The 23,904-nt window shown below is 60.1% G+C and carries 23 protein-coding genes and 1 tRNA gene; 8 read left to right on the forward strand and 16 right to left on the reverse strand.

The annotated features are described in order from the left end of the window. Window positions 1–3: 3 nt before the first annotated feature. The 5 genes from ACZ5WW_RS14200 to ACZ5WW_RS14220 form a co-directional block, all read right to left on the reverse strand. Complete coding sequence (locus tag ACZ5WW_RS14200; protein ID WP_377172026.1) at window positions 4–1,203, reverse strand: GNAT family N-acetyltransferase; 1,200 nt, start codon at window positions 1,201–1,203, stop codon at window positions 4–6. Then, window positions 1,200–2,951, reverse strand: a complete 1,752-nt coding sequence (locus ACZ5WW_RS14205; RefSeq protein ID WP_377172024.1) for a DUF4091 domain-containing protein — start codon at window positions 2,949–2,951, stop codon at window positions 1,200–1,202. Before ACZ5WW_RS14205 ends, ACZ5WW_RS14200 begins: the two co-directional genes overlap by 4 nt. Next, window positions 2,948–4,204: a glycosyltransferase gene (locus ACZ5WW_RS14210; protein WP_377172022.1), complete on the reverse strand. Its 1,257-nt coding sequence runs from the start codon at window positions 4,202–4,204 to the stop codon at window positions 2,948–2,950. The genes ACZ5WW_RS14205 and ACZ5WW_RS14210 overlap by 4 nt, the downstream gene beginning before the upstream one ends. Continuing rightward, entirely contained in the window at window positions 4,201–5,268 is a 1,068-nt protein-coding gene (locus ACZ5WW_RS14215; RefSeq protein ID WP_377172020.1) for a polysaccharide deacetylase family protein, read from the reverse strand. Before ACZ5WW_RS14215 ends, ACZ5WW_RS14210 begins: the two co-directional genes overlap by 4 nt. A 253-nt stretch (window positions 5,269–5,521) precedes the next feature. After that, window positions 5,522–6,349: a 3-keto-disaccharide hydrolase gene (locus ACZ5WW_RS14220; RefSeq protein ID WP_377172018.1), complete on the reverse strand. Its 828-nt coding sequence runs from the start codon at window positions 6,347–6,349 to the stop codon at window positions 5,522–5,524. A gap of 112 nt (window positions 6,350–6,461) precedes the next feature. Between ACZ5WW_RS14220 and ACZ5WW_RS14225 the strand changes: the two genes are divergently transcribed. Continuing rightward, window positions 6,462–6,538 (forward strand) — tRNA-Met (locus ACZ5WW_RS14225). A gap of 559 nt (window positions 6,539–7,097) precedes the next feature. Next, window positions 7,098–7,325 (forward strand): hypothetical protein, encoded by a 228-nt coding sequence (locus ACZ5WW_RS14230; RefSeq protein ID WP_377172016.1) that lies wholly within the window; start codon window positions 7,098–7,100, stop codon window positions 7,323–7,325. 36 nt (window positions 7,326–7,361) lie between these two features. Here the strand turns inward: ACZ5WW_RS14230 and ACZ5WW_RS14235 are convergent, their stop codons facing one another. The 8 genes from ACZ5WW_RS14235 to ACZ5WW_RS14270 all read right to left on the reverse strand — a co-directional run bounded on the left by ACZ5WW_RS14235 (window position 7,362) and on the right by ACZ5WW_RS14270 (window position 16,203). Then, window positions 7,362–9,260: a serine aminopeptidase domain-containing protein gene (locus tag ACZ5WW_RS14235; RefSeq protein WP_377172014.1), complete on the reverse strand. Its 1,899-nt coding sequence runs from the start codon at window positions 9,258–9,260 to the stop codon at window positions 7,362–7,364. 8 nt (window positions 9,261–9,268) lie between these two features. Continuing rightward, window positions 9,269–11,752: a glycoside hydrolase family 2 protein gene (locus ACZ5WW_RS14240; protein WP_377172012.1), complete on the reverse strand. Its 2,484-nt coding sequence runs from the start codon at window positions 11,750–11,752 to the stop codon at window positions 9,269–9,271. A 6-nt stretch (window positions 11,753–11,758) separates the two neighbouring features. Beyond that, window positions 11,759–12,736, reverse strand: coding sequence for a DUF1839 family protein (locus ACZ5WW_RS14245; protein ID WP_377172010.1), 978 nt, complete (start codon window positions 12,734–12,736; stop codon window positions 11,759–11,761). Continuing rightward, complete coding sequence (locus ACZ5WW_RS14250) at window positions 12,733–13,668, reverse strand: amino acid--[acyl-carrier-protein] ligase (protein WP_377172008.1); 936 nt, start codon at window positions 13,666–13,668, stop codon at window positions 12,733–12,735. The genes ACZ5WW_RS14245 and ACZ5WW_RS14250 overlap by 4 nt, the downstream gene beginning before the upstream one ends. A gap of 2 nt (window positions 13,669–13,670) precedes the next feature. After that, window positions 13,671–14,852, reverse strand: a complete 1,182-nt coding sequence (locus ACZ5WW_RS14255) for an acyl-CoA dehydrogenase family protein (RefSeq protein WP_377172006.1) — start codon at window positions 14,850–14,852, stop codon at window positions 13,671–13,673. Window positions 14,853–14,923: 71 nt separating this feature from the next. Continuing rightward, window positions 14,924–15,178, reverse strand: a complete 255-nt coding sequence (locus tag ACZ5WW_RS14260; RefSeq protein WP_377172004.1) for an acyl carrier protein — start codon at window positions 15,176–15,178, stop codon at window positions 14,924–14,926. Between the two features lie 146 nt (window positions 15,179–15,324). Next, on the reverse strand, window positions 15,325–15,696 hold the full coding sequence (locus ACZ5WW_RS14265; RefSeq protein ID WP_377172002.1) for a cupin domain-containing protein: 372 nt from the start codon (window positions 15,694–15,696) through the stop codon (window positions 15,325–15,327). Between the two features lie 21 nt (window positions 15,697–15,717). Continuing rightward, window positions 15,718–16,203 (reverse strand): phage regulatory CII family protein, encoded by a 486-nt coding sequence (locus ACZ5WW_RS14270; RefSeq protein WP_377172000.1) that lies wholly within the window; start codon window positions 16,201–16,203, stop codon window positions 15,718–15,720. A 128-nt stretch (window positions 16,204–16,331) separates the two neighbouring features. On the opposite strand from ACZ5WW_RS14270, the gene ACZ5WW_RS14275 reads away from it, so the two are divergent. Beyond that, complete coding sequence (locus tag ACZ5WW_RS14275; protein ID WP_377171998.1) at window positions 16,332–17,111, forward strand: hypothetical protein; 780 nt, start codon at window positions 16,332–16,334, stop codon at window positions 17,109–17,111. A gap of 129 nt (window positions 17,112–17,240) precedes the next feature. Then, entirely contained in the window at window positions 17,241–17,879 is a 639-nt protein-coding gene (locus ACZ5WW_RS14280; protein ID WP_377171996.1) for a DedA family protein, read from the forward strand. A gap of 6 nt (window positions 17,880–17,885) precedes the next feature. On the opposite strand, the gene ACZ5WW_RS14285 is transcribed toward ACZ5WW_RS14280, so the two are convergent. Then, window positions 17,886–18,383 (reverse strand): hypothetical protein, encoded by a 498-nt coding sequence (locus ACZ5WW_RS14285; protein WP_377171994.1) that lies wholly within the window; start codon window positions 18,381–18,383, stop codon window positions 17,886–17,888. Between the two features lie 14 nt (window positions 18,384–18,397). Between ACZ5WW_RS14285 and upp the strand changes: the two genes are divergently transcribed. Beyond that, window positions 18,398–19,084 (forward strand): uracil phosphoribosyltransferase, encoded by a 687-nt coding sequence (gene upp / locus ACZ5WW_RS14290; protein WP_377171992.1) that lies wholly within the window; start codon window positions 18,398–18,400, stop codon window positions 19,082–19,084. 55 nt (window positions 19,085–19,139) lie between these two features. Continuing rightward, window positions 19,140–20,066, forward strand: a complete 927-nt coding sequence (locus ACZ5WW_RS14295; RefSeq protein ID WP_377171990.1) for a metallophosphoesterase family protein — start codon at window positions 19,140–19,142, stop codon at window positions 20,064–20,066. A gap of 31 nt (window positions 20,067–20,097) precedes the next feature. On the opposite strand, the gene ACZ5WW_RS14300 is transcribed toward ACZ5WW_RS14295, so the two are convergent. Together ACZ5WW_RS14300 and ACZ5WW_RS14305 are read right to left on the reverse strand one after the other, a co-directional pair. Further along, window positions 20,098–20,460, reverse strand: a complete 363-nt coding sequence (locus ACZ5WW_RS14300) for a hypothetical protein (RefSeq protein ID WP_377171988.1) — start codon at window positions 20,458–20,460, stop codon at window positions 20,098–20,100. 55 nt (window positions 20,461–20,515) lie between these two features. Continuing rightward, complete coding sequence (locus tag ACZ5WW_RS14305; RefSeq protein WP_184344133.1) at window positions 20,516–20,758, reverse strand: DNA-binding protein; 243 nt, start codon at window positions 20,756–20,758, stop codon at window positions 20,516–20,518. A gap of 332 nt (window positions 20,759–21,090) precedes the next feature. Between ACZ5WW_RS14305 and ACZ5WW_RS14310 the strand changes: the two genes are divergently transcribed. Both ACZ5WW_RS14310 and ACZ5WW_RS14315 read left to right on the forward strand, forming a co-directional pair. Next, the gene (locus ACZ5WW_RS14310) at window positions 21,091–21,753 is read left to right on the forward strand and encodes a hypothetical protein (protein ID WP_377171986.1); all 663 of its coding nucleotides are present in this window, start codon (window positions 21,091–21,093) and stop codon (window positions 21,751–21,753) included. Window positions 21,754–21,782: 29 nt separating this feature from the next. Further along, the gene (locus ACZ5WW_RS14315) at window positions 21,783–23,900 is read left to right on the forward strand and encodes a flotillin family protein (RefSeq protein WP_377171984.1); all 2,118 of its coding nucleotides are present in this window, start codon (window positions 21,783–21,785) and stop codon (window positions 23,898–23,900) included. The last annotated feature ends 4 nt before the right edge of the window (window positions 23,901–23,904 follow it).

A 23,904-nucleotide genomic window follows, 5' to 3' on the forward strand; every position in this document is an offset into this window, starting at 1 on the left:
AAATTACTCGGCGGTAAGAGCCGCCGCTGAAGAAGAACGCCGTGGCAGCCAGCGGCGCACTGTGCGCAGTGCCGTGAATGCCCTGGAACGCCAGCTGGTGGGATTGAAGCCTTCGAGATCAAGCAGCCAGCGCTCTCCGTCACACCACTGCCGTTTGTACTCGTAGTCGCTGGGCAGCATGTCAAACACCCGCAGGCCTCGCTGGATGCAGCAGTCCACAGTCCAGCGAATGACCAGTTTTCCCGGGGAAATCTTCGCCAGTGCACGCTCCCAGCCCGACTGGTACTGGAAAAACTCCTCACGCTCGACGAAGCCGTACAGGGCGGCGACCAGTTTGCCATCGGCTTCGAGTATGGGCATCCATGCGCGCTGCTGCGGCAGCCAGCGCGCCGCCAGCCGCTGGTGAAAGCGCCAGGAGGCTTCCGTGGTGAAGCTGCTGACACCTTCCGCCCACTGCATGGCATGCAGCACCCGGAACTCCTTCATCGTGTCGTCAACGGTCATGCGCTCGCCGGCATGGCTGGCAGTGCCTGCATGCTCTGCCGTGAACGCCCTGCGGCAGCGGCGCAGCAGATTGCGCCATTTCGAGCTGTGACGCGCCTCGTATTCCTCCCAGGAGGCAGGCAGGTTGATGTACCGGCCAATCTGACGGTTCAGCACGCCAGCATGGCTGAACGACTCCTGCAGAGCCGCGAGGAGATGCGGTCTGTTGGGAGATTCTTCCGGCAGGTGATTGAGACGGACATTGTCGCATTCCGGCATCAGCAGTTTGAACACACCACAGAGCTGCGGCGTGAGTTCATCCTCCTGCCCGGCAGGCACAATGAGGTCCAGCCGCTCTCCGTGCGCCTCTCCAAATCCTGCCAGAAAGGCCAGTGTCACGAGATGCTTGCGCACAGAATCCGGCTCAGAGGCGAGCATGAGCGGCGCGATCGCCTGCGGCACACCTGCGGCATCACGAAGCACGCCAATGGCCAGCCGCGCTTCTTTGCGACACTCTTCCCACCACAGGCTCATCCAGTCCCAGCGGACGAATGGCGAACGCGTGGCCATCTTTTCGACCAGCACATCCCAGAAAGGCTGCAGCGCGAGGAATCCCGCTTCATCACGGACGATCTCGAGCGTCAGCACACCACGACGCGGAGCGGCAGCAGCATGGGGCGCGGTGCGGCGCAGATTGGAGCCCAGCATCAGCGAAGTCATTTTGCACCTCCTGCCGGCAATGCGGCTGATTGTTTGCGATGCTGCGCGGCTTCAATCAGCGCCCCCAGTTGCTGGCGCGCATTCAGGAGCCTGCCTGGATTGTCATCCCAGTCGCCAAACCCACGTGCAAAACTGGCGGTGAGGCGGCGCGCCTCGTCCTCAAGGCCCATCTGGCGCGCCAGCATCAGGTAGTCATAGTCTTCCGCCGTTTCACGCAGCCACTTCAGACGCATGGAGGCCACCGGGGCGTTGCGGCCCTGGTGCTTTTCCGTGGCAGGGTAGATGTAGGAGCCATCTCCGTTGTAAGTCGCACCATCAGGTGTTTTGAAGGTGCCTGCATCCTGCCAGACATCGACGCCTTCGGCGGCAAAGATCGTGTCCCAGTAGTCGAAGCCGGTGATGCCGTGCTTCGGAAACAACCAGCCGACAATGCGGTGCGCCATGGGCGGATAGTCGATTGCCCACACAGGTGGAAAGCTGCTGCCGAGCTGCTGCGGCCTGCCGTGCTGCTCCTCCCACGCCACCGGCATCTGGACGAGCGCCGCGTAGGTCCACACTTCCTCACCCGCCTGACGACGCAGGGCGATGTCATGCCTCCCGCCGGCCCATTCCATGTCCTTCCACACTTCGCTGAAATGCGGCACCCAGATGTCCACCGCACCGTTCAGCGAACCCCACGCCGATTTTTCAGCCGTCGGCTGTTCGGTGACATGCAGCGGCACACGCACGCCATGCTTCCTCTCCACTTCATTGAAGAACTCGCCCCAGCGGCGCACCGTGGCATAGGCCGTTTCATCGTTCGGCTCATCCAGGTCTCCCATGATGACGTACCCGCGTGATTCACAATGAATTTTGGCCAGCAGCTTCATCCACTGCGCGACATAGCTCATCGCAGCCTCACGGTCCGCACCCAGGGGGTCCTGAAAAGGCCATTTTGGCCAGATTGGCAGCCCAATGCTGTTGCAATGACGATGCAGCAGGTGCTTTCGCAGCGCTTTCTCGGCTTTTTCTTCATCCAGCTTGCCAGTGCCGGCGTCGGGATAGCTGCCGTAGATCTGGTCCACACTCAGGCGATGCTCGGCCAGTATGTCGTAGTAGGCATCGAGCAATGCCGCATGCGGCGGTGTTGGCGCGTTGTCATGATAATCCAGCCCATGGACCTGAGCCACATGCCGCACCGTGGTCATGATCGACGTGCGCAGCTGGGGCACGACCGGCAGGTCAAAATCCCAGACATTGAGCGTGTAACAGGCGATGACTTTCAGGCCATCGGCAAATTCGAACCGCACCTGGCCGGTGTATGCGCCCGGGGCAGCCGTGTAAGGCACAAAAACATCCACCCAGTATGGCTGGTTCACCACCTCAGAACCGTGGCTCTCTTGCAGAGGCATGTCGAGCGGCACGAGCGCATCCGGATAATCCCCCGCTGGCAATGGCGCCCGCGGTGTGGATTTGGACACTCGCACGTAATGCTCGCGCAGCACCTTCGGCGCAGGCAGCAGGGCATCAGAATCATTCTTGGCGATCCCGGTGGCGACCACCCGCATGGATTTGAGCTGCTCTGGTGTGGCGGTGATGATGATCTGCAGCGGCTCCCACTCACCCCGTGCTGCGTAAAGAATGTTTGCGCCTGAGACAGGCGCGGCCCCCTCACGCGGAATGCGGGTCATGCCATCACAAAACGCCACTTTGACCGGCTGGGCGGCTGCAGGAAAGACCAGCGCCATGCAGAGAAGAAGCGCTTTCATGCCTTCACCTCCAGGAGCTCTGCATAAGTTTCTGCATACTGCCGTGCCGCGTGGGCGATGGTAAAATGTTCATTCACCCGCTGACGGGACATCCGTGCGATGTCTTCACGAGCCGCCGCTCCGAGCTGCAGCGCTTTTTCCCAGGCACCGGCCAGCGCAGCCGGGTCACGCATGGGCACGACCTGACCGACCCCTTCCAGCAGACGAGCGCAGTCGCCCACATCTGTGGTGACACACGGCACACCGCAGGACATCGCCTCGATGATGGTCATCGGGCAGGCCTCGGTTCGCGAAGAAAGTGAAAACACATCCAACGCCGGATACAGCTTCCATGGATCGGCGCGGAAAGAGTCAAACCGCACCTGCTGCCGGTGTGGCAGCTGAGCCAGCAGCTCACGCTCCACCTCACCCAGCTCGATCTCGACCCCGCCGCAGAAAACGAAATGGGCCTTGGGCACACGGTTTTGGAGCAGGGCCGCTGCACGCAAAAAAGTGGCCAGATCCTTCATCTCATGGAAACGCCCGACGTAACCGATCACGGGCACACCCGCAGGCAGCCCCAGCTCAGCCCGGGTGTCGAGTCCGGCATCCGTGTCTGGCAGAAAACGCTCTGCATTGATGCCGTTGGGAATCCAGCGCATCTTGGCTCGCGGGTAACCGATGGCTTCATGGTCTTCGATGGCAGTGGCAGAGCAGGAAATGATGCGCTTCGGGATGCAGCGCGCAGTCACCGCCAGCATGCGGCGGAAGAGCGCCATCTTGAAGTCACTGTCGCCGGGATTTCGGTGAATTTCGCGGCAGTGGATGCTCCAGACAACATTGCTCACGCCCGCCGCCCGTGCGGCCCAGCCGCCGACAAGATCCGCATGGTGTGTCCATGTCTGCACCACATCCGGCCGCTCAGCGCGCAGCACGGCATGCAGTCTGGCGAGCGTACGTGGATGGAGATAGGCGGTGCTCTCGAGGTCGTGTACATTTACCCCTGCTTCATGCAAGCGCCTGAGCTGATGCTTCCAGGGCCTGGCATTGACAGCCACCACGACGGTGCGAAACCGGGCCGGATCAAGAGATTCAGCCAGGTTCATGAGCATCGCCTCCGCCCCTCCCCCACCGATGCTGTAGGCAAAATGCAGCACCACCGGACGCTGGTCGGACGCTTGCGCAGGCATTGCGTGCGTCGCCACGAACGCACGTGCCGTCTGCCGGATGGGCAGCTGCAGCGTGTTGGTCGTGTCCAGCGTGATCGTCCTCATATCATCGACATCGCCTTCCGGCAGCTCTGCCGCCAGTCTTTGAGTGTTTCGAATGCACCAGACACAGTGGCTTTCGCCTCCAGCACCGACTCAGGCGAGCCGTAGCGTGGCAGCTGGTGCATCGGCACAGTGCTGTCAACACGGCCGCTGATGGTCGTGCATGCGGCCTTGAAACCGGCCTCACGCACGAGCATGAGTGTTTCACGCGTGAAATCATCACTGCCGCCATTGGGATAGGCAAAGGCAAAAGGCAGCTCGCCGATCTCAGCATGTATGCGGTCCCGGCAGGTGGCGATTTCTGCCCGCACTGCCCTGACATCGCAACGCGCCAGAATGGGATGCGTATGTGTGTGGCCCCCGATGTCCACATGCCCGCTCAGCGACATTTCACAGGCCATTTCCCAAGTCATCGGTCTCATGGCCTGGGGCAGGTCATCAAATGAGGGCTCAGTCACCTCCAGCGCATTCTCCAGGCGGCCCACTTCGCTGAGCAGATCTGCGTCCGGCAGTTCCTTGAGCTCAGGCAGCAGCTTCGCGAGCGACTGCTGGCGAAGCTCATAAGTGCCCAGGTACAGCCGGAGGCTTTTCCCGTTGATCTTCCAGTCGAGCAGTTCTTTCCGGGTGCGGCCGAGCGCGAGATCAGCACGCTGAAACCAAAACATTTCCACCGCATCAAGAAAACCCGTGGTGACAAAAATGGTCGCGTGCAGTCCGAACTCCCGCAGAATGGGATAGGCCAGCTCGTAATTGGAGGCATAGCCATCGTCAAAAGTGATGATGACAGAATTGTCAGGAAGACCCGACCCCTGGGTGCGGGCCTCGACAAGATCCGCCAGCGAAATCACGTGGTACTCCTTTGCCAGCATGGCGCAAATGCTGCGAAAGACGCCCGCCTGAAGATGCAGAGACCAGTCGAGAATGCCTCGGTCAGAGGTGTTTTCACTCAGCCCGTGGAAGGTCAGTATCGTGGCCTCGGCAGAACGTCTTGTCCGTGCAAACGACGCCAGCCCGCTGCCGACCAAGGCAGCAGCTTTGATAGAGCGCGGGTAGAAAGCGAGCGGCATAATCAAAGTATTGATGAATGCTATGTCCTTCAATCGACAAGCAACTGGCGAACATGGCGGGTATAGGAATTTATTATTTACGACGAATATTCATACTTTAGGGCGCAGTTTATTAACTTCAATGAAATTATCATAAATACCGTATCATTTTTACGCTTTCCTTACTTTCGTTCATAGCCAGTCAAAAAAACAAAAAGGCCGGAGGAAAAACCTCCGGCCTTGTGAGTCGAGTGGAGTGCCACCTCTGACGGCCTCAGAGCGGCCGGATCCAGATGTTACGGATGCGCACTGGAGGGTCGTTTTTGTGATCCTGGATGCGGATCGGCGCCTTTTCGGGGAACTCGCCGCTGTAGTCCGTGATGTTCTTGTGCTTGGTAGGCCCCATGATTTTCGTGTGGTTCTGCACACAGATGCCATTCACAAACGTCGTGATGTAAGCAGGCTCCACCACCTTGCCGTTTTCCAGCTTGGGCGCGGTGAAGACAATGTCATAAACCTGCCACTGACCGGCCGGGCGCACCGCATTCACCAGGGGCGGCGTCTGCCCGTAAACACTGCCCGTCATGCCGTCGGCGTAGGTCGGGTTGTTGTCACAGTCCAGCATTTGAGATTCATAGCGATCCATGAAAAACACCCCGGCGTTGCCCTTTTTCTGTGAATTGCCCTTCGTATTGGGCTCGCTCATCCACTCCAGGTGCAGCTGGCAGCTGGCAAATTCCTGCTTGGTCCAGCAGTCACCGCCGGAGATCATCATCACACCGCTGTCGATCTGCCATGGGCAGGGAATCAGCTTGCCGGTTTCCTTGCCCTTGGCGTCCTTCTCCTTCGCCTGCAGGGCATCCGAGTTGGTGCCATCGAAAATCACGATCGCATCTGAGGGCGCACCGCCTGGCTTTTCACTCGGTGCCACGGCAGCCGGCCGTGGACGGTCAATGTCGTGCACCTTCCATTGGGTGCCAGGAATGACCGGGGTGTCAGAGTAACCGATGGGCGAAGGCTTGTCTGCGGCAGGCTGTTTGTCTGCGGCAGAGGCGGCGAAGCCCGCGAGTGCGAGCAGAAGGGTGATGGCAGTGTTTTTCATGCGGGAAGCAGCAAACGAGAAGGCGCAGGCGATGTTGCAGGTCAAGATGCGAAGTATTGGAAAAACAGGTTGCCAATCTTCCAAGACAGCCGATTCTAGCTGCCCATCAAATCGCGGGATGGAGCAGCCCGGTAGCTCGTCAGGCTCATAACCTGAAGGTCGTAGGTTCAAATCCTACTCCCGCAACCAATTTCAAAAAAGCCTGCAGCTGAAAAAGTTGCAGGCTTTTTTGTGTCCCTCTCACGCTTGCTTGCATGAGCGCAGTGCACTAAAGATCTGGCGCTGGTTGGCCGCGCCAGCAATCACCCTTACTGCCGTGATCCGCTTCTTTTACCCCGTTGCACTTTTGTGCCTGACCGCGTTTGGCTTGGCGTCTTGTGAGGGGCCAAAGAGGGCTCCTTCGAAAAGCAGGCCTCGCACGGCGGCAAATACGCCTCCTTCAGCCACAAACCCCGTGCAGCCCCCAGCGGCCGCCCCCGCCCTGCCAGGGAATTTGGAATCACAACCAGCGACGGCGGGAGCCCCCATCGCCGCTGAAGGTGTGGCACCCGCCGCAACAGGCACGCCGCCTGCAGGTGCACCAGCAGCTGCCGCAAACGCTCCAAAGGAAGATCCTCGCGCTGCGTCACGTGATGCCTTTTGGAACCTGGCTGCGCAGCGCTACAAACCGCCAGCCTCGGGAAGCGTGGCCGCAGATACCGGACTGCAGCAAGCGGGGCTGACGACAGCCCAGCCCCCCTCTCCTGCCATGTCGGCCACATCCGCAGCTACGGAGCCCGCCCTGAACGCAGCGCATGCAAAGGATCTGAATCCGGCAGACATTCCATACGCCACCTGGGCCCCCGGCAAGCGTGGTGTCGTGAAGAGCCCCTTCGATCCCAGCGGACGTCTCATCGACGTGCGGGACTTCAATGCGGGCCAGCTTTCACAATGCCCCTACACAGGCAAGGTCTTCCGCGTTCCGCCCTTGAAGTAAAGCAGGTGAGAAAAGCCGCCGTGCCACCACTTCCGGTCACAGCTTCATCTTTGCAGCTGGCACTGCGCATTCATCCTGCCTCTCGTGTTCCTGGATGAGACTGGCGCCAAAACGTTTCTGAAGGTAATCCGCCAGAGAGAGATAAAAGGTCTGGCGCGACTCAGCGGTGGAGAAAGTGTGATCCGCCTGGTGGATGAAGCGGCACTGCAGCCTGCCCTGCTTCATGAGCTGGCGTGCCTTGCGGCGTGCCTGATACATCATCAGGAAATAACCCGGATCATTGTCCGAGACAAACATGGCCAGTGTGCGCCCGGCCGTCACCACACGCTGCAGATCTCCGGACAGATCCTGTCTGGCCGGATGCGCGCAGCCTTTTTCCTGCAGCACTGGCTGAGGAGGTTTCAGACTCGTCCGCACCTTCCTGCCCAGCTTCTGAATCAAAGGCTTCGCGTGGCCGGCAAACCGTTTGATGGATCCCCTGAAACCTGTGCGTGTTTTTCCCGTCAGCAGCATCTTCCAGTGGCTCCATTTGAAAATGGCTATGGCATAATCCCGCCAGGCCACGAGCTGGTCCATGCTGGTATCATTGATGGTCATCCCCTCTTTCCAAAAGAAGACGAGGGGATTGATCAGGATGCTTTCCATGATGGTGCAGTCGGGCAGCTGCACGGCAGACTGAAAAGCCACATAGGCACCGGAGCAGAGCCCCATCAAAACCACGGGCCTGCCGGGCTTCTTCTCATGCAGGTAGTCGCATGCGAGGCCCACGTCCCGGAAGGCGGTCGCAGCATAGGCGTCATTTTCCTTCCCAGGATCCTCGGCCACGCTGTCACCGATGCCATTGATGTCGATGCGGAGGCTGGGATAACCCATCTGCGCGAGCTGGCGCGCCAGCGTCACATGCAGCCGTCCGGGGCCGATCCGGTAAGCCGCACCCGCATTGAGAATCAAAATCCACGGCAGCGACGTCTCGCCCCCGGCAGGCTCTGACATGATGCCGAACAAATCCGGTGCCCTGCTGATGTGATGAAGGCTCTCATCCGCCAATGCGGAGCCTCCGGTCTGCATGGCATTTTGCAGCAGCGATGCATGGATGGGACTGGCCGCCCGCATCGGCGGCGCTTTGGCCTTGAGCCACCCGGCAATTTCCTCAAGCGCCTCATGCGGGACGACCGTGTCATGAGGTTCCGCCATCATTTCATTGTAGCCGCCCGGAGTGATGGCTTCCACAGGCACGCCATGTTTGGCCAGGTGGTCCAGCAGCCCGCCATCGCCCGAACTTGTGGCGATCAGAACATGCCGGCAACGCGGCACGCAGGCAAGCAGGTCAATCTCGGCAAGATCAGCAGCCAGCTCGCGGGTGTAAACAAAGCCCATGGCTTCAATGTCGCCCCCGTTGCCTGCCGCAGCCATTTGCGCCGTCTGCGCCAGGGCGGCGAGTTCACGCACGTAGCGCCGCCCTTTCACCACGGGGTGCCACAGCACCAGGCTCTCCACTTCATGCTGGGCAGCATGCAGGGCCGCGAGCGCCGCCCCCAGGCGCAGGCCCACAAGACTGATCTTCCCGCACCCGGCCACACCACGCAGCCATTCGGCTGCATCAGTCACGTTCGCCTGCCAGGTGGCCAGCCGTTGCGGATCTTCCACCACGCCGTCCGAATCTCCGGTGCCGTGGTAATCGGGACGCATCACGGTAAAGCCCTGTGCCGCCAGCTTGTCCGCCAGATGTCTCAGCGCGCGGTGGGAATGTACCTGCTCATGCCCCAGCGGAGGACAGATCAGCACACCGTGGTCGCCGCCACCCGGAGCACGGTGCAGCCACGCGAACAACGGCCGCCCGCTGCTCTTGAAGTAAAAAGCTGTTTTTTCGATCCGGTCCACCGGTGCCATCTCCCCAGATGCACACGGGCACGGATCATCGGCGTGGGAAATCATGGGAGGTTTCAAGGGGTGGGGCAGCTCAGTTCCACAGAAACCTCGCCCATCAAATTCAGGGCTTCAACATAAGCCCTGAACGAGCAACCACCGGAACTTGGCCTGAAAACCACGGATTTTGCCCGGTCGGGAACGAGGTGGAAATAGTTGTCCTCAGGCAGAAAGCCCTTGGCCGAAAGACGCACGCCATGCAGGAGGCGCTCGCTTTGCAGCGTGACCCGATAACAGCCGTCTCCCTGCGGCTCAGCCACAGCTTTCAGCATCCCGGGGGCAAACGGCTGCGCCTCAGGGTCCCGCGCACGTGTGAAATGAAAGGCCTCGCTGATCACTTCACGGGCCGCGTTCAGCCAGGTGGCGACCACCACGTGATGGGTCTGCGGCCCGAAGCGGTATGCGTAGCTGACATCATGAAAAGACCCCAGGATCTCATCAACACTGCACGTCTGCTGCGACTGCGGGCCCAGCTTCAGCGCAAACTCATGCCGGGCCACGCTGACATTGGGCTCACGCAGGAGCTGCACCTCAATGAAGCCGTCCACGGACTCCGCAGTTTCGTTGCTGAGATGCACATGCAGGCCATCGAGACCTTCGTCTGTGAGCGTCAGCTGCCTCGTACGCCACATGCGCCTGAGCTGGTAGTAGGCCGCTTTCGGAACACCCGTGCTGTCCAGGATGCCCCAGCCCGCAGCCGGCCACAGATCCTTGTAAAACCACACCAAAGCACCGGCATTGCGACTGTGCCCGCTGCGCCATTCGGCAAAGGTACGCGCCATCATCTCGCCTGAGGCCACGCGGCTGAGCTCCAGATAACGCGGCATGTCAAACGAGCGCAGCATCACCGGGTCAACACTGAAAAGCTCCTTTAGATAATGATCCCGGACGTCTTCAAAATCCCAGCCTGCACCGGTGTCACGAGGCACACGCTGCTTCCAGCGCGGGTGGTGCATCACTGGCACCAGCCCGCCCATGATCTCGTCGATGGCATCAGGCTCCGGGATGTTTGCAAAGCCCAGGCACTCGGTGGTGAACTTCACATCCGCCTGCCGCAGTTCATGCAGGGAACGGAGATAGGCACCGATGCCGTAATAATGGGTGACTCCGGTCCGCGTATGAAACGGCAGCACACCGCCGCTCGGCGATGATGGCACATAAGCCGTGCCCGGATGGTGCTGGCCGCACAGCGCCGGCAGCTGCTCGCCAAACCAGCGGTTGCGCCAGAGCTCACGCGGCATTCCGAGCATCGCTGCCTGCTGCTCGATCTCGCTGCTGCCGCAATAGACCGCCACGCAGGGGTGCTGCGCCAGCCGGTCAAGCTGCTGCCTTGACTCGGCCGTGATGTTTTCAGCGAACGCAGCGTCCTCGACGGGGTAGTCCATGTTGGCAAACATGAAGTCCTGCCAGACCAGGATGCCCAGCTCATCGCAGAGGCGGTAGAACTCATCACTCTCATAGTTCATCGTGCCGCCGATGCGCAGCATGTTCATGCCCGCATCACGTGCCAGGGTGAGATCATGCCTCAAAGACTCCCCTGCACTGCCAGGATTGAAAATGTCATTCGTCGTCCAGCACACACCACGGCAATAAATGCGCTGCCCGTTCACGTGCAGCGCAAAGCCGGGCTCATGGCTCACCTCGATGCGACGGAAGCCCACCGGCTCCAGAGGGAACTCATGGGTTCCGCCGTCAGTCTCGACAATGACTGCCGCGGCATGCAGCGTCTGAGCACCATTCGTGTGCGGCCACCACAGCGCGGGCTTCGGCACTCGCAGCTCACCGTGAAGCGAATCATCCAGGATCTTCAGTTCAGCCTGATGCCCGCCCATTTGGAAACGGGCAGAGACAACCTTCCGCGCCGACGACACACGCGCGTGAAAACATACGACACCATCATCGCAATCGAGCACGGCAGTCCGCTGCACGTCGCTGAGCAGCACCGCAGAGCGTTCCAGCCTCACCTCACGCCATGGGCCGATGGCAGGCACCGGCGGAGACCAGCCGGGGATGCGCCCCAGCAGGCCGGTGCGAAGCCAGCGAAGCTGCTGGTTGTTCACAAGATTGGTCTTCCAACGCGGACGCGGACGCCGCTTTTTTAAATCAGCGGCGACCGAGCGGAAGCATATCGCCAGCTCGTTCTCCGACCGCAGCTTCTGCGAGACATTCACCCGGTGGCTGCGGTACATGTTGTCCGTGCTCAGGATGCGCTCACCGTTGAGCCATACCTCTGCCAGTGTGGCCAGTCCGTCGAAGCACAGCACGCAGGGTTCGCCGACTGAGACAGGCGCCACCGTCAGGGTCGTGCGGTACCACCAGTCCTGCGCATCGATTTCGGGCGGGCTTTGGTGGTTCCATTTTCCACTCGCACACAGAGCACCGGCCACAGTGCCCGGCACCTGCGCTGCAAACCACTCACCTTTCACCGACACTGGTTCAGCGCAGGCTCCGGGAGCCTGCGAGCAGCATGTCCACGAGGCGAAGTGCACGGAGTCGGTCATGGCGTGTCAGGCGGGAAACGCACTCTTAAGCTGCTGCATCGCCAGAGTCCAGCGCTCCGCCATCTGATCCACCGGAGTAAAATCGATCGGCTTTTTGCGCGCCATGGCACGTGCCAGCTGGAACTGCAGTGCTTTGGCACTCGCAGACAGCCCCAGCACACTCTCGATGGCTGTGTCCAGCCCCGCGACTCCCTGGCCCTGCAGCCACTTCAAGTAAGTCCCCGCCAGTTCATAGCAGGAACCAAACTGGCGCAGCGTGGCAAACGAGTACTGGTGGAAGGTGGTGATCGGTTCGTTGATGAGCCACTGCATGTCCGCCTCAAATCGCGCGCGGAATTTCACAAAAGGATTTTCCACCGGAAGGCGCTGGAGCTGGCGCTTCAGCAATACGAGTGACGCATCCAGAAGCGCCTCACCTTGCAGCGGCTGGGCGGCTGCGTTCTTCACAATCTCGCAGTAGGGTGGCAGGATGGCTGGATTTTTTTCGCCGCGCAGGTGGAAGATGTTCACGAAATCATCTCCCTCCAGATGGTAGTAACCCTGCGCATGGAAGTAGCCCAGACGCTGCCGCTCCATGTCGATCTCCGCAATGGCCACCGTCGTTTTCACATGCTCAAGCTGGTAGGCGCTGCCGGCGGTGTCAGGCAGGTAAAATGAATCCAGCTCCACGAGCAGCGGCCTTCCGAGTGAGAGCTGCTCCTCAATATGGGCTGTCAGCGGCCGGTAGATGGCCAGCTCCTGCACATCCAGCGCGTAGAGGTCATACAGATCCGCCAGCTGGTATTTGAAAAACGTCCACTGATCCCCTTCGAAGTCGATGCCCAAGGTGAATGGCAGGGCCGCTATCGGCTCCAGGCCGCGGGCGTGCAGCACCTCGATCCAAACATCCACGTAGCAGTTTGTCTCCGCCCACTCGCGCTCCTGCGTGTGCAGGCGATGCCGGACGTAAGTCTGTGGGTCAAGCGCTGGAAACGGCCGGCTCATAGTTCCAAGGCGTTCTTCACCTCATACGGCCAGGAGTCCGGATCAAAGCCATGATGCTTGAACAGCGCCAGCGTGATGCGCTCCAGGCCGAAGCCGATGCATGCCGAATGCGCAGCCTCGCCATTGGGCAGCTTGATGTCGAAGGCCTTGCCGAAGTAGTCCATATGGCAGTTGGTCGAGGCGATGGCGGTCGGCTTCTCGGCTGTGGCCACGGCGAAGGTGAACTCGTGCTTCAAGTCCTGCTCCTTTTGGGATGCAGCCATCACACGGCCACCGCGACCGAAGAAGGGATCGTTGGCCAGCACAATCTCCACAGCGAGCCCCACTTCCGCCAGAATGTCGCGTCCAAGCTCAATCCACTGACGGCGATGGTCCAGCGCCTGTTCGGCACTGCCGAGGCGCACAAACTCGCGCTGGCGGAAAATCTGGAGGCGGCATGGGTCGATCGAAGGCTCATGCCTGAACACCTGTGACAGCAGGTCCACCGTCCTTCCGGCGCTGGTCAGGGTGCCAGTGGCCGTGGGGTACAAGGGGTAGCAGCATGCAGGCGTCAGCATCAGCTGGCTGGGAGCCAGATCCTGGGTCCATTCCTCGCCGCTTTCACGCTTGGAGAGCATGCCCATGTGTTCACGGTCACGCCCCATGAAGCTGTGAACGGAGCCCATCAAATCGGGAAAGTTTTCGATGTGGCTGGTCTTGAGGTAGTGCTCGCGACTGAGCACGCCAGGCAGGCGCATGACATCCGCCTGGATGTGAGCGGCGCGACGCGTGACCAGGCGGTCAAAAGCCTGCAGCACTCCTTCAAAAACGCCATTGTAGCCATAGACGCCGCGCACGCCGAGCGGCACCAGAAGCCCCGCCTGGGTCACTTCATCGAGGAAGGCCTGATAGGCTTCGGTCAGGGGAAGAGTGTTGGTTGAGCTACAAATCATAATCAGCCTTCCTTGTGGACCATCAGCATCGTGGCATTGAGTTTCAAAATGCGGTCATTGTTCACCATCAGCGCCGCGCCGTACGCATCCCGCAGATGACGGGCGATGCTGAACTTGGAGTCGTTGCGGTAGCCTGAGATGCCGCAGATCAGCATGGCACGTCCCACGATGTCCACGAACTGCTGCGAGCTGGACAGCTTCAGGTTGTTGGTGCGGATGGAGAAGCCGAATTCTTCAAACACTCCTGGGCAGTCTCGGCTGCGCAGTTCGTCATACTCCCTGGCCATGGACGCCACATTGTGCCGCATCACCTGCAGCACCTGGTCCACCTCGCCGAGGCGGATGGCTGAGATGGGGGTTTCGCCGGGTGTCTTGCGTGCTTCGGCACGCACAAAGGCGCGCGCCTGGTTCACCGCGTCCATCGCGATGCCCGCCCACAGCGCCCCCCACACGATGTGGGAGTAAGGATGCATCGTCTGGCCCAGAATCTCATTGAACGGCTGCGGAATGATCTGCTCCGCACTGCCAGATGCCGTCAGCTCAAAGCCCGAACTGCACGTGCCCCGAAAGCCCATCGTGTCCCAGGTCGAGATTGGCACTGCCTTGTATTCCCCTTTGCGCACCATGACATGCAGCTGCTCGTTCGCCGGAGCGTTCGGGGCGCTGCGGCAGGTGACCAGGATCTCGTCCGCGAATTCGCCATAAGAAATCACAGGCGCCTTCTTGGTGAGGGTGAACTGATCCCCCGTGACTTCCACCGCACAAATGCTGGAGCGCAGGTCGCCTCCCGTACCGATCTCCGTCGTCGCCGAGGCCATGAGCCGCTGCTCATCCGCCAGCTGCCGCAGGTAATCGCGGAAGAACTCGGAGTTCTGGGCATGATGAACCACACACGCCACCTGAATTTTATGCATCGCATAAATCATGGCCGACGAGCCGCAGTACTGGCCCAGCGTTTCGCAGATCTTCGCCACCTGCACCAGGTTCAAGCCCATGCCGCCATATTCTTCGGGCACATACGCACTCAGCAGGCGTGCCTCGCGCATGGCATTGATCGACTCGGCAGGAAAACGCGCTTTTTGGTCCACATCTGCCGCATGGGCTCTGAGGACAGATTTGCCCAGCGCATGCACCTCCTTCAAAAGTTGGTCAAAATCCACTTCGGTGCTGCAAAGAGTGCTCACAGGATGGGGCGGGGGTTCAGGCTGCTAGGGTCTTGAGTTTGTCGCTCGGAGTGCTCTCGCTGGCACCAGGACTAGGCGGCGAGCTTCGTGATCGCTTCCGCGATGGATTCGATGCTCTTGAAAGTGCGCCGGCCGATCAGATTGTCTGGAAACTCCACATTGAACTTGTCTTCCAGAGCCAGCATCACAGCGACCGTCGCCAAAGATGTCAGACCGGCATTGTAAAGGTCATCACCCTCAGCAAGGTTCTCCACAGGGAAACGACCATGCTGTGCAAGGACTGCACGGATCTCGGGCACCAAGGTGCTACTTACGTTCTCGCTCATAAAGTTAAGGGGACTGAATCTATACAGTTAATAATAAACATAATAAATGTTTATTGGTCCAATGGATTTTATAAAGACCTGAAGCTTTTGCTAAAAAGTGGCATAAAAACCTCAGGGAGAAAGATTCAATCCACCCCCACCCGGAGTTACAGGGCCACTTCGCCAACTTCAAAATAGTCGTCATCAGCAATGTCTGGGATGCCTATGACAAGCACACGCATTTTGCCACGTGCCCCATGTACGACACTAGGCGGAATATGGAGCATGGAGCCTTTGGTCACAGGCTGTTCGACACCATCCAGCAGGACCACGCCTTCGCCATCGAGCACATAATAGAGCTCAGTGGAGCGCCGGTGGTAGTGGAGCTTCGCACCATCAATGTCCACCGCATGTGCCCAGGCCGCCGGGGACAGGCCCTCATCTTCACGGCTGATCAAACGGTCCCGCCAGCCACAGGTGCTGCGTTCACGCGGCGTGTGGCCTTCATGACGGATCAGCAGCGGACCGGTGGTGGCCATGGCGTCCAACAATCAGGTTGGTTATTTGTGCCCCTGGTGCGTTTTGATCTCATCTGCGAGGTGGGCAAAGTCCCCCTTCTCACACAGGCGGACGAAACCTTCCGTGAAACGTTTCAGCTCATCCCACACTCCGCGAATGTGGTCCGCCTCGTCCTTGTTGATGCGGTTGTCAGACGCCGCCTTGCTGATGGCGGTGAGGAGATCTGCAAACTGCTGGACGATCTCCTGTGTGGCGGGCATCAGCTCCATGCCGCGCGGCCCGCCCGTGGTGGGATTTTGCACAAAGACCCCGTTTGCCTTGTGGCAGAGCCACTGGATGAGCTGGGGGTCCTTCGTGATTTCGTAGAGCTGACGCACGCGGTCGAGCGGGTTGGAGGTGCCGCTGCCCTGCTGCTCGTCAGGCTGAGACCACTTGTAGGCCAGTGAAAGGGAGACGCCCATCTGCGCCGCCACCTCCTTGAAGCTGGTTTGCTCGACGGCCTTGCTGATCACTTCATGGGAGTCCATGCCTGACTTGTTTCAGAAAGTGAACCATTTGGCAAGCAGCATCCTTGCCGTTCTGTCACGGTAAATGTCACACGGCAGCAGTCTTTGCGCTTGTAGAAGAAAACTCCACACGCCTATTCTGCACCCTCATGAAAATCTCAACCCTCCTCCTCGCGGCCCTGGCTTGCATGCTGGCGTCCTGCATCGAAATCAAGTCCACCGTGATCGTCAGCAAAGACGGCACAGCCACCATCGAGGAGAGCGTCCTCATGAGCGCCCAGCTGGCGGCGATGATGCAGGGCGGCCAGGGAGACCAGCTCAAAGGACTCGTCATGGACAAGGCGAAGGCCGAGGAACGTGCGAAGAAGCTCGGCGAAGGCGTCACCGTCAAATCCCATGAGGAAGTGAAAACTCCCGATGGCAAAAGCGGTGTAAAAGTGGTCTTTGCCGTCGCCGATCTGTCCAAGCTGAAATATGTCCCCTTTGAGCCTGAGCAGGAAGGCAAGCCATCCACCACCCAGCCGATGACCTTCGCGCTGAGCGGCTCCACCCTCTCCATCACCAATCCTGACGCCGACAAAAAGAAGGGCGGTGGCGGCGAGGCCAAGCCCAAAAAGAGCCCGGATGAAATGGCCATGATGAAATCCCAGATGGCAATGATGAAGCCCATGTTTGCCGGCATGCGCGTGGCGGTGGCCGTCAAGGGCGCCAACGGCATCTCAAGCTCCAACGCCACTCACCTGAACGACGGCACCATCAGCTACATGGACATCCAGTTCGACAAGATCATGGACAACGCCGACGTCTTCGCCGGCTTCATGGAGTCGGCCGACGTCGGACTGAGCCCTGAAGAAGTCGCGGAAAAATTCAAGAATGTGGACGGCCTCCAGATTGAAGGGAAAAAGGTGGTCACTGCCGAGCTGAAGTAAGACTCCTCAAGATTACCAGATTCATTCCAGCAGAGCCGGGGCGCCAAGCCCCGGCTTTTTTGTGAGCCTGCCAGAATCGGCATGAGTTTTCGTTTGCCGCTCCGCTCTGATTCCGGAGATTCCTCAGCCATGATAGATTTCGTCCTTCACATCGACAAGCACCTGGAAATTTTTGCGAGGGATCATGGTCCGCTGATTTACGCGCTGCTCTTCGCGATCATCTTTTGCGAAACAGGGCTGGTGATCATGCCCTTCCTGCCGGGGGATTCCCTTCTCTTTGCTGTGGGCGCCCTTTCCGCTCAGGGTCTGATCCGCATTGAGCTCATCATCCCGCTGCTCATGTGTGCCGCCATCATCGGTGACAACCTCAATTATTGGATCGGCCGCAAGGCGGGCGGTTGGATCGTCAACCAGCGCTGGTTCAAGCGCGACTATCTGGCCAAAACGGAGGCTTTCTTCGTCAAACACGGCGGCAAGGCCATCATCCTCGCCCGCTTCGTCCCCATCGTGCGCACCTTCGCCCCCTTCACCGCCGGTTTTGGCCGCATGGACTACCGCCGCTTCCTCTGCTACAGTCTCGGCGGCGGCCTCATATGGGTGCTTAGCTTCAGCATCGCCGGCTACTTCCTTGGCAGCATCCCGATCATCAAGAACAACCTCAAGCTGGTCTTCGTTCTCATCATCGTCGTCTCAGTGCTGCCTATCGTCTTTGAGGTGCTCAAGCACCGTGCCGAGGCAAAGCGGGCCCAGGCGGAGAAGGAGGGGTGAGTCCGGCTACGGCCCCGGCACGCGCGCGCCAGTGCTCGGATTGATGTAATACCCCGCCGCGCCGCCCACTCCCGGCACGTACACCGGCCTTGTCGGCATCCTGCCGGGATGGCGCATGTTGGGATTGTACCCGGGAACCATCATGCCGGGATACACCGGCATGTTTCCGATGGTCTGATAGCTCTGCACACCGCCAGAGGCATTGATGACGGTGCTGGAACTGCTGCTGCCAAAAGGCCCTGACACGTTCTGCTGATACATGAACTGATTCCCCCCCGGCATTGCCGTGGGTCCTGAGCCCGGGGCATACCCGCCGCGCGGTATGGGAGCACCGCTACTGCCCGCCATGCTGGCGATGCCAGGACCGATGGTGCCCTTGCCCGGCTGCGGTGCCTCCCGGTTGGCAGACGGATAATAATAGCTCGAACCGTCTCCCCTGGGTGCGCTGTCACATGCGCCCAGGACTAGTGCGAGCACCACAGGCACACAGTAGCTTGTTTTCATGTCTCCACCCTATCATGAACGTCACCGCAGTGGTGGAAAACTTTGCCAGCACAGGCAAACGCGGCAGAGTGTCCGGCATGCAGCCCGTCGTCGTCGTTCAGCATCCCCTCGCGCAGTGCCATCTTGCTGCCATTCGTGCTGCAGATACGCCATCGCACGAGTTTCGGCGGCACCTCAACCATCTCGCGCGCCTGCTGTTTTTCGAAGCCTCCCGTGAGCTGCCCATGCGAGAAATCAGCGTGCAGACACCCCTCAAGCAAACCCAGGGGGCGCAGCTGGCACGCCCGCTGGTCTTTGCGCCCATCCTGCGCGCAGGCCTGGGCATGCTGGATGGCATTCTGCCCCTCGCGCCAGAGGCAGTCGTCGCCCATGTGGGCATCCGGAGAAATGAGGAAACCGCCCTGCCGCAGGCCTACTATGCAAACCTGCCGGCCAGCCTCTCCGCTGCGGATGTCTTCCTGCTCGACCCCATGCTCGCCACCGGCGGCAGTGCCTGCGAGGCTGCACGGCAGCTCAAGGAGGCAGGAGCCGTGCGCATCACCATGATCTGCGTCGTCAGCTGCCCGGAAGGGCTGGCGGCGATGAAGCTCGCCCACCCGGATGTGGCCATCATCACCGCTGCCGTCGATGCCGGCCTCAATGACAGGTGCTACATCGTCCCCGGCCTCGGCGATGCGGGAGACCGCTACTTCGGCACCTGAACTTTGCCTTCGCTCGTCCGCACGATCCGGCCTTTGACCAGCGTTTCACTCTCCCATGCCAATCACCCTGCCCCCACTCTCCCGCCGCAGCTTTCTGCAGCGCAGCTCCGCCGCCGCTTTGGGCTCGCTTGCCACTCAGCTTTCCGCCCTGGAGATCCCTGAACAGATTTGGGTGCTTTTTTCCGACCCCCACATCGCCGAGGACGAAGCCCTCGTGGCGCGCGGCGCCTGCATGGCGGAAAATCTGCGCCGCTGCGCCAACCAGGTGCTCAAGATAGGCCAAAAGCCCTTTGGCCTCATCGTCAACGGCGACTGCGCCTACCTCGAAGGCAAAACGGAGGACTACGTCACCTTCACCCACTGCATCCAGGCGCTGCGGGAGCAGTCCATCCAGATTCACTGCACCCTGGGCAACCACGACCACCGCAACAACTTCCTCAACGCCATCATCGGCCCCCCGCCGCCCAATGCCGAACGCCCGATGAACGTGCCGGACAAGCATGTGGCCACCGTGACCAGCGCCCAGGTAAACTGGGTGCTCCTGGACTCGCTCAATCTCGTGAACAAAACCCCCGGCCTGCTCGGAGAGCAGCAGCTCGTGTGGATTGAGCGCGAGCTGCGCAACGCACCCAACAAGCCCACTTTCATCGTGGCGCATCACAATCCCATGCAGCCAAGCATGGACGAAAAAGGCAAAGGCAGCTGCCTGCAAGACAGCGATGCCCTCTTCGACCTCCTGGCAGCCTACCCCAAAGTGCAGGGGTACATTTACGGCCACACCCACACCTGGCTGAAAACAAAGCACGAAAAGACCGGCCTCCCGCTCATCAATCTGCCCCCTGTGGCCTACACATTCGACCCCAAGCGCCCGAATGGCTGGGTCATCGTCCGCATCAACTCAGAGCGTGCCGAATTCGAACTCCGCGCCCTCAACCCCGCTCACGATGAGCACGGGCAGAAGCATGTGATCCGTTTCACATGAGCACAAAGCCCCGTGCTCAGTCCTCTGAGCCCTACTGCACGGTCACCACGAACCGGTCTTCCCCGTCATCAATGCGGATTTGATGTCCGTCGATCTCGACCTTGGGCTGGTACGGAACCTTCTCCTGAAATACCGATGACTTCCGGTAGAGAGTGACATGCTGCCCCGGGCGCACGAGTTCCACTTTCCACTGTGTCAGTTCCAAAAACCCAAGGCCATCATGTTCAACAAACGCGATTCCCTGCACCTGCTGGCCGGCCACTGTTCCCTGAAAAAAGGTGCCTAGCTCGGAATAATGGTGACTGCTCCGCAGGACATGCCATCCGATCAGGATGGCTGATGCAAAAGCACCTGTGAGAAAGCTCACAATCCATCGAGGATGTTTTCCGGTCATGTCCGGTAGAAATGGACTTTAACAGACCGAATGCTCGCCCTGAGGGAGGCCAGCTTCACTCGTCCACGCCTGCGGCGTCCAGGGTGCGCATCATCGCATCCATGAACTCCTGCGCTGCATCGATGGGCAGAATGATCGTGTCACGGCGGCCGCGCACGTCCTCGGTGATCTTGATGAATTTGCCGCGGTCATTTTCCTTGAGATCCAGGAAGAAAATCTTCCGATCCGTGACGATTTTCTCGGAATGCAGCGGCGGATTAGGCGGACGCCGTTCGTCTTCAAATTCTGTGTTCCTCATGCCATTGACCTCCACTGACTGACAATTCGCTGTGCTGTTGTTCGGGATGAATTCGAGGCCGATTCTAGGAGTACTGCCGGTGTTGTCAATCCTTCTCACGGTTCATAATCAATCCTCAAGGCTGAAGTCTGCCCATCTGTTTCTCCATCCTTATTCTGCTGGACCTTTCATATCCCTTCCATCGGGGCAGACGACTCAGTATTTTGTTTACGCCTTTGACAGGAGCCCCCCGTCCTCACTAAAAGCATTGAAGACGATCTTCAAAATTGTAATCGCCCTGCATCAGGTCAGTTGCTTATATCGCGCATCACTCTTCCTCCAGCTCTCCCAACGTGATCGAACTCTTCCAGGCCGCCATCCTGCCTCACCAGTTGTTGCTCTCGCTGCTTCTGGCGCTAGTCATTTGCTACTGGCTGCTGGTCCTGATGGGCGCGCTCGATTTCGAGGCGGATCTGCCAGATGATATCGGCCTGGATGCAGACGCGCCTTCCGGAGCTGACTCCTCCCACGGACACGGACTGAACACAGGCGGGGCATGGCTGGCCACAGGCCGCTTTTTTGGTTTTTCGCAGGTGCCTCTGGTCGTCTGGCTCAGCTTCCTGGTCCTCTTCATGTGGCTGGGCTCCCTGGCGCTGAACGAATGGTACAATCAGGCTGGCAGTGTGCAGCAGGCCGCCTTGCTTCTGCTCCCCAATCTGCTCGGCAGCCTCATCCTGACCAAGATCGTCACCCTCCCCGTCGCAAAGCTCTTCAAAGCCATGGGAGATGCCGACTCTGAAGCCGAGGAGGTCATGGGGCGCGTCGGCGTTGTGGTTTCCACGGAGGCAGACGCCAGCTACGGCCAGCTTGAGATCACCACGGCCAATGTCCCGCTGCTGATCAACGTCCGCACCCGGCCCGATGCGGCACCGCTGAAACGCGGCACCCCAGCCAAGGTCATTGCCGCCGGTCCTGACCATCTTTTTTACCTGATCGAATCCGCTCCTCAGACCTAACCCACCGACTCCACAACCAGCCCTTTCCTATGACCTCATCCCCACACCTCGCCGTGCTGCTCGAAGGCAGCCTCCTCGTCGGAGTCATCATCATCGGCATTTTCCTTGGCATTCTGATCCTCTTCTCGCGGTTCTTCCGCAAAGTGCAGCAGGGTCAGGCCATCGTACGCAACGGCATCGGCGGCACCAAGGTGTCCTTCAACGGCATGATCGTCATCCCCGTGGCGCATCAGGCCGAGTACATGGACATCTCCGTGAAGCGCATCGAGATCGAGCGCAAAGCCCAGGAGGGCCTCATCTGCAAAGACAACCTGCGCGCCGACATCAAGGTCGCCTTCTTCGTCCGCGTGAACAAAACGCCTGAGGACGTGCTGCGCGTGGCCCAGAGCATCGGCTGCGCCCGTGCGAGCACTGTGGACACCATCCGCGTGCTGTTTGACGCCAAGTTTTCCGAAGCGCTGAAAACCGTGGGCAAGCGCTTCGACTTCGTGCAGCTCTACAATGAGCGCGACCACTTCAAGAGCGAGATCCTCAAGGTCATCGGCACCGACCTCAACGGCTTCACCCTGGACGACTGCGCCATCGATTTCCTGGAGCAGACTCAGCTTGAGAATCTCGACCCCGACAACATCCTCGACGCCGAGGGCATCAAGAAAATCACCGAGCTCACCGCCGCCCAGGCCAAGCTCTCCAACAACATCCAGCGCGACAAGGAGAAGGTCATCAAGCAGCAGGACGTGCAGGCCCGCGAGGCCATCCTGGAGCTGGAGCGCCAGCTCGCCGAAACCGAATCCAAGCAGAAGCGAGACGTGGAGAGCGTTCGCGCCCGCGAAACCGCCGAGATGATGAAGGTGCAGGAGGAGGAGCGCCTGAAGGCCGAGCGTGCCAAGATCAGCGCCGACGAGGAGATCGCCATCGCCACACAGAACAAGGAGCGGCAGGTCCTCGTGGCCCAGCGCAACAAGGAGCGCACCGACGCCGTCGAAGTCGAGCGCGTCACACGTGACCGCAATCTCGAAATCATCGACCGCGAGCGCATCACCACGCTCAAGTCCATCGAGAAGGACAAGGCCGTGGAAGTGGAGAAGAAGAACATCCAGGAAGTCATCAAGGACCGCGTGGCCCTGGAAAAGACCGTCGTCGTCGAGCAGCAGAAAATGAAGGACACCGAAGCCTTCGCCACCGCCGACCGCGAGAAGCAGGTCGCGCTCACCAACGCCGAGAAAAACGCCCAGGAGCAGCTCATCCAGAAGATCAAGGAAGCCGAGGCCGCCAAACAGGCCGCGCAGCTTGCCGCAGAGCAGGCCGCCTTCACCGCCATCAAGGCTGCCGAAGCCGCCAAACAGGCTGCGGAGCTGCACGCTCAGGAATTGCTCACCCTTGCCGAGGCCCGTCAGGAGTCTGCAGCCAAGGAGGCCGCTGCCGAGAAGGCCCTCGCCGAAGGCAGGACTGCCTCTTCCGCCGCCATTGGTCTCGGCGAAGCCCAGGTGCTGCTCGCCAAGGCCGAGGCTTCGCAGAAGCAGGGCACTGCGGACGCCGAGGTCACACAGCGCAAGGGTGCTGCGGAAGCCGAAGTCACGCAGCTCAAACTTGCGGCGGAAGCCGATGGCATCACCAAGAAGGCCCAGGCCATGAAGCTCCTCGAAAACGCCGGACGCGAACACGAGGAGTTCAAGCTCACGCTCGACAAGGAAAAAGCCATCGAGCTTGCCCAGATCAACATCCAGAAGGACATCGCCGCCGCCCAGGCCAATGTGCTTGGCGAGGCCATGAAGTCCGCCAAGATCGAGATCATCGGCGGCGAAAGCCAGTTCTTCGACAAGATCACCACCGCCATCGGCAACGCACGCGCCATCGACCGCATGGTGGAAGGCAGCCGCACGCTGAAGGACGTGAAGGAAACCTTCTTCACCGGCGATCCCGACTACTTCAAATCCCAGCTCAAGAACATCATCGACCAGTTCGGTCTCACCTCCGAAGACACGAAGAATCTGACGCTCAGCGCCCTCTTCTCCAAGCTCATCGGCCTCAATCCCGACGCCGCCACCTTGAACAAACTCACCGGCATGGTCGGCGCCGCCTCCCGCTTCGGGCTTACGGAGCAGACTGTGAGCAGCCTGCTCGCAGCGAAGGCGGCGAAGAAGTAAGCTG

The sequence above is a fragment of the Prosthecobacter fluviatilis genome, assembly GCF_055388355.1.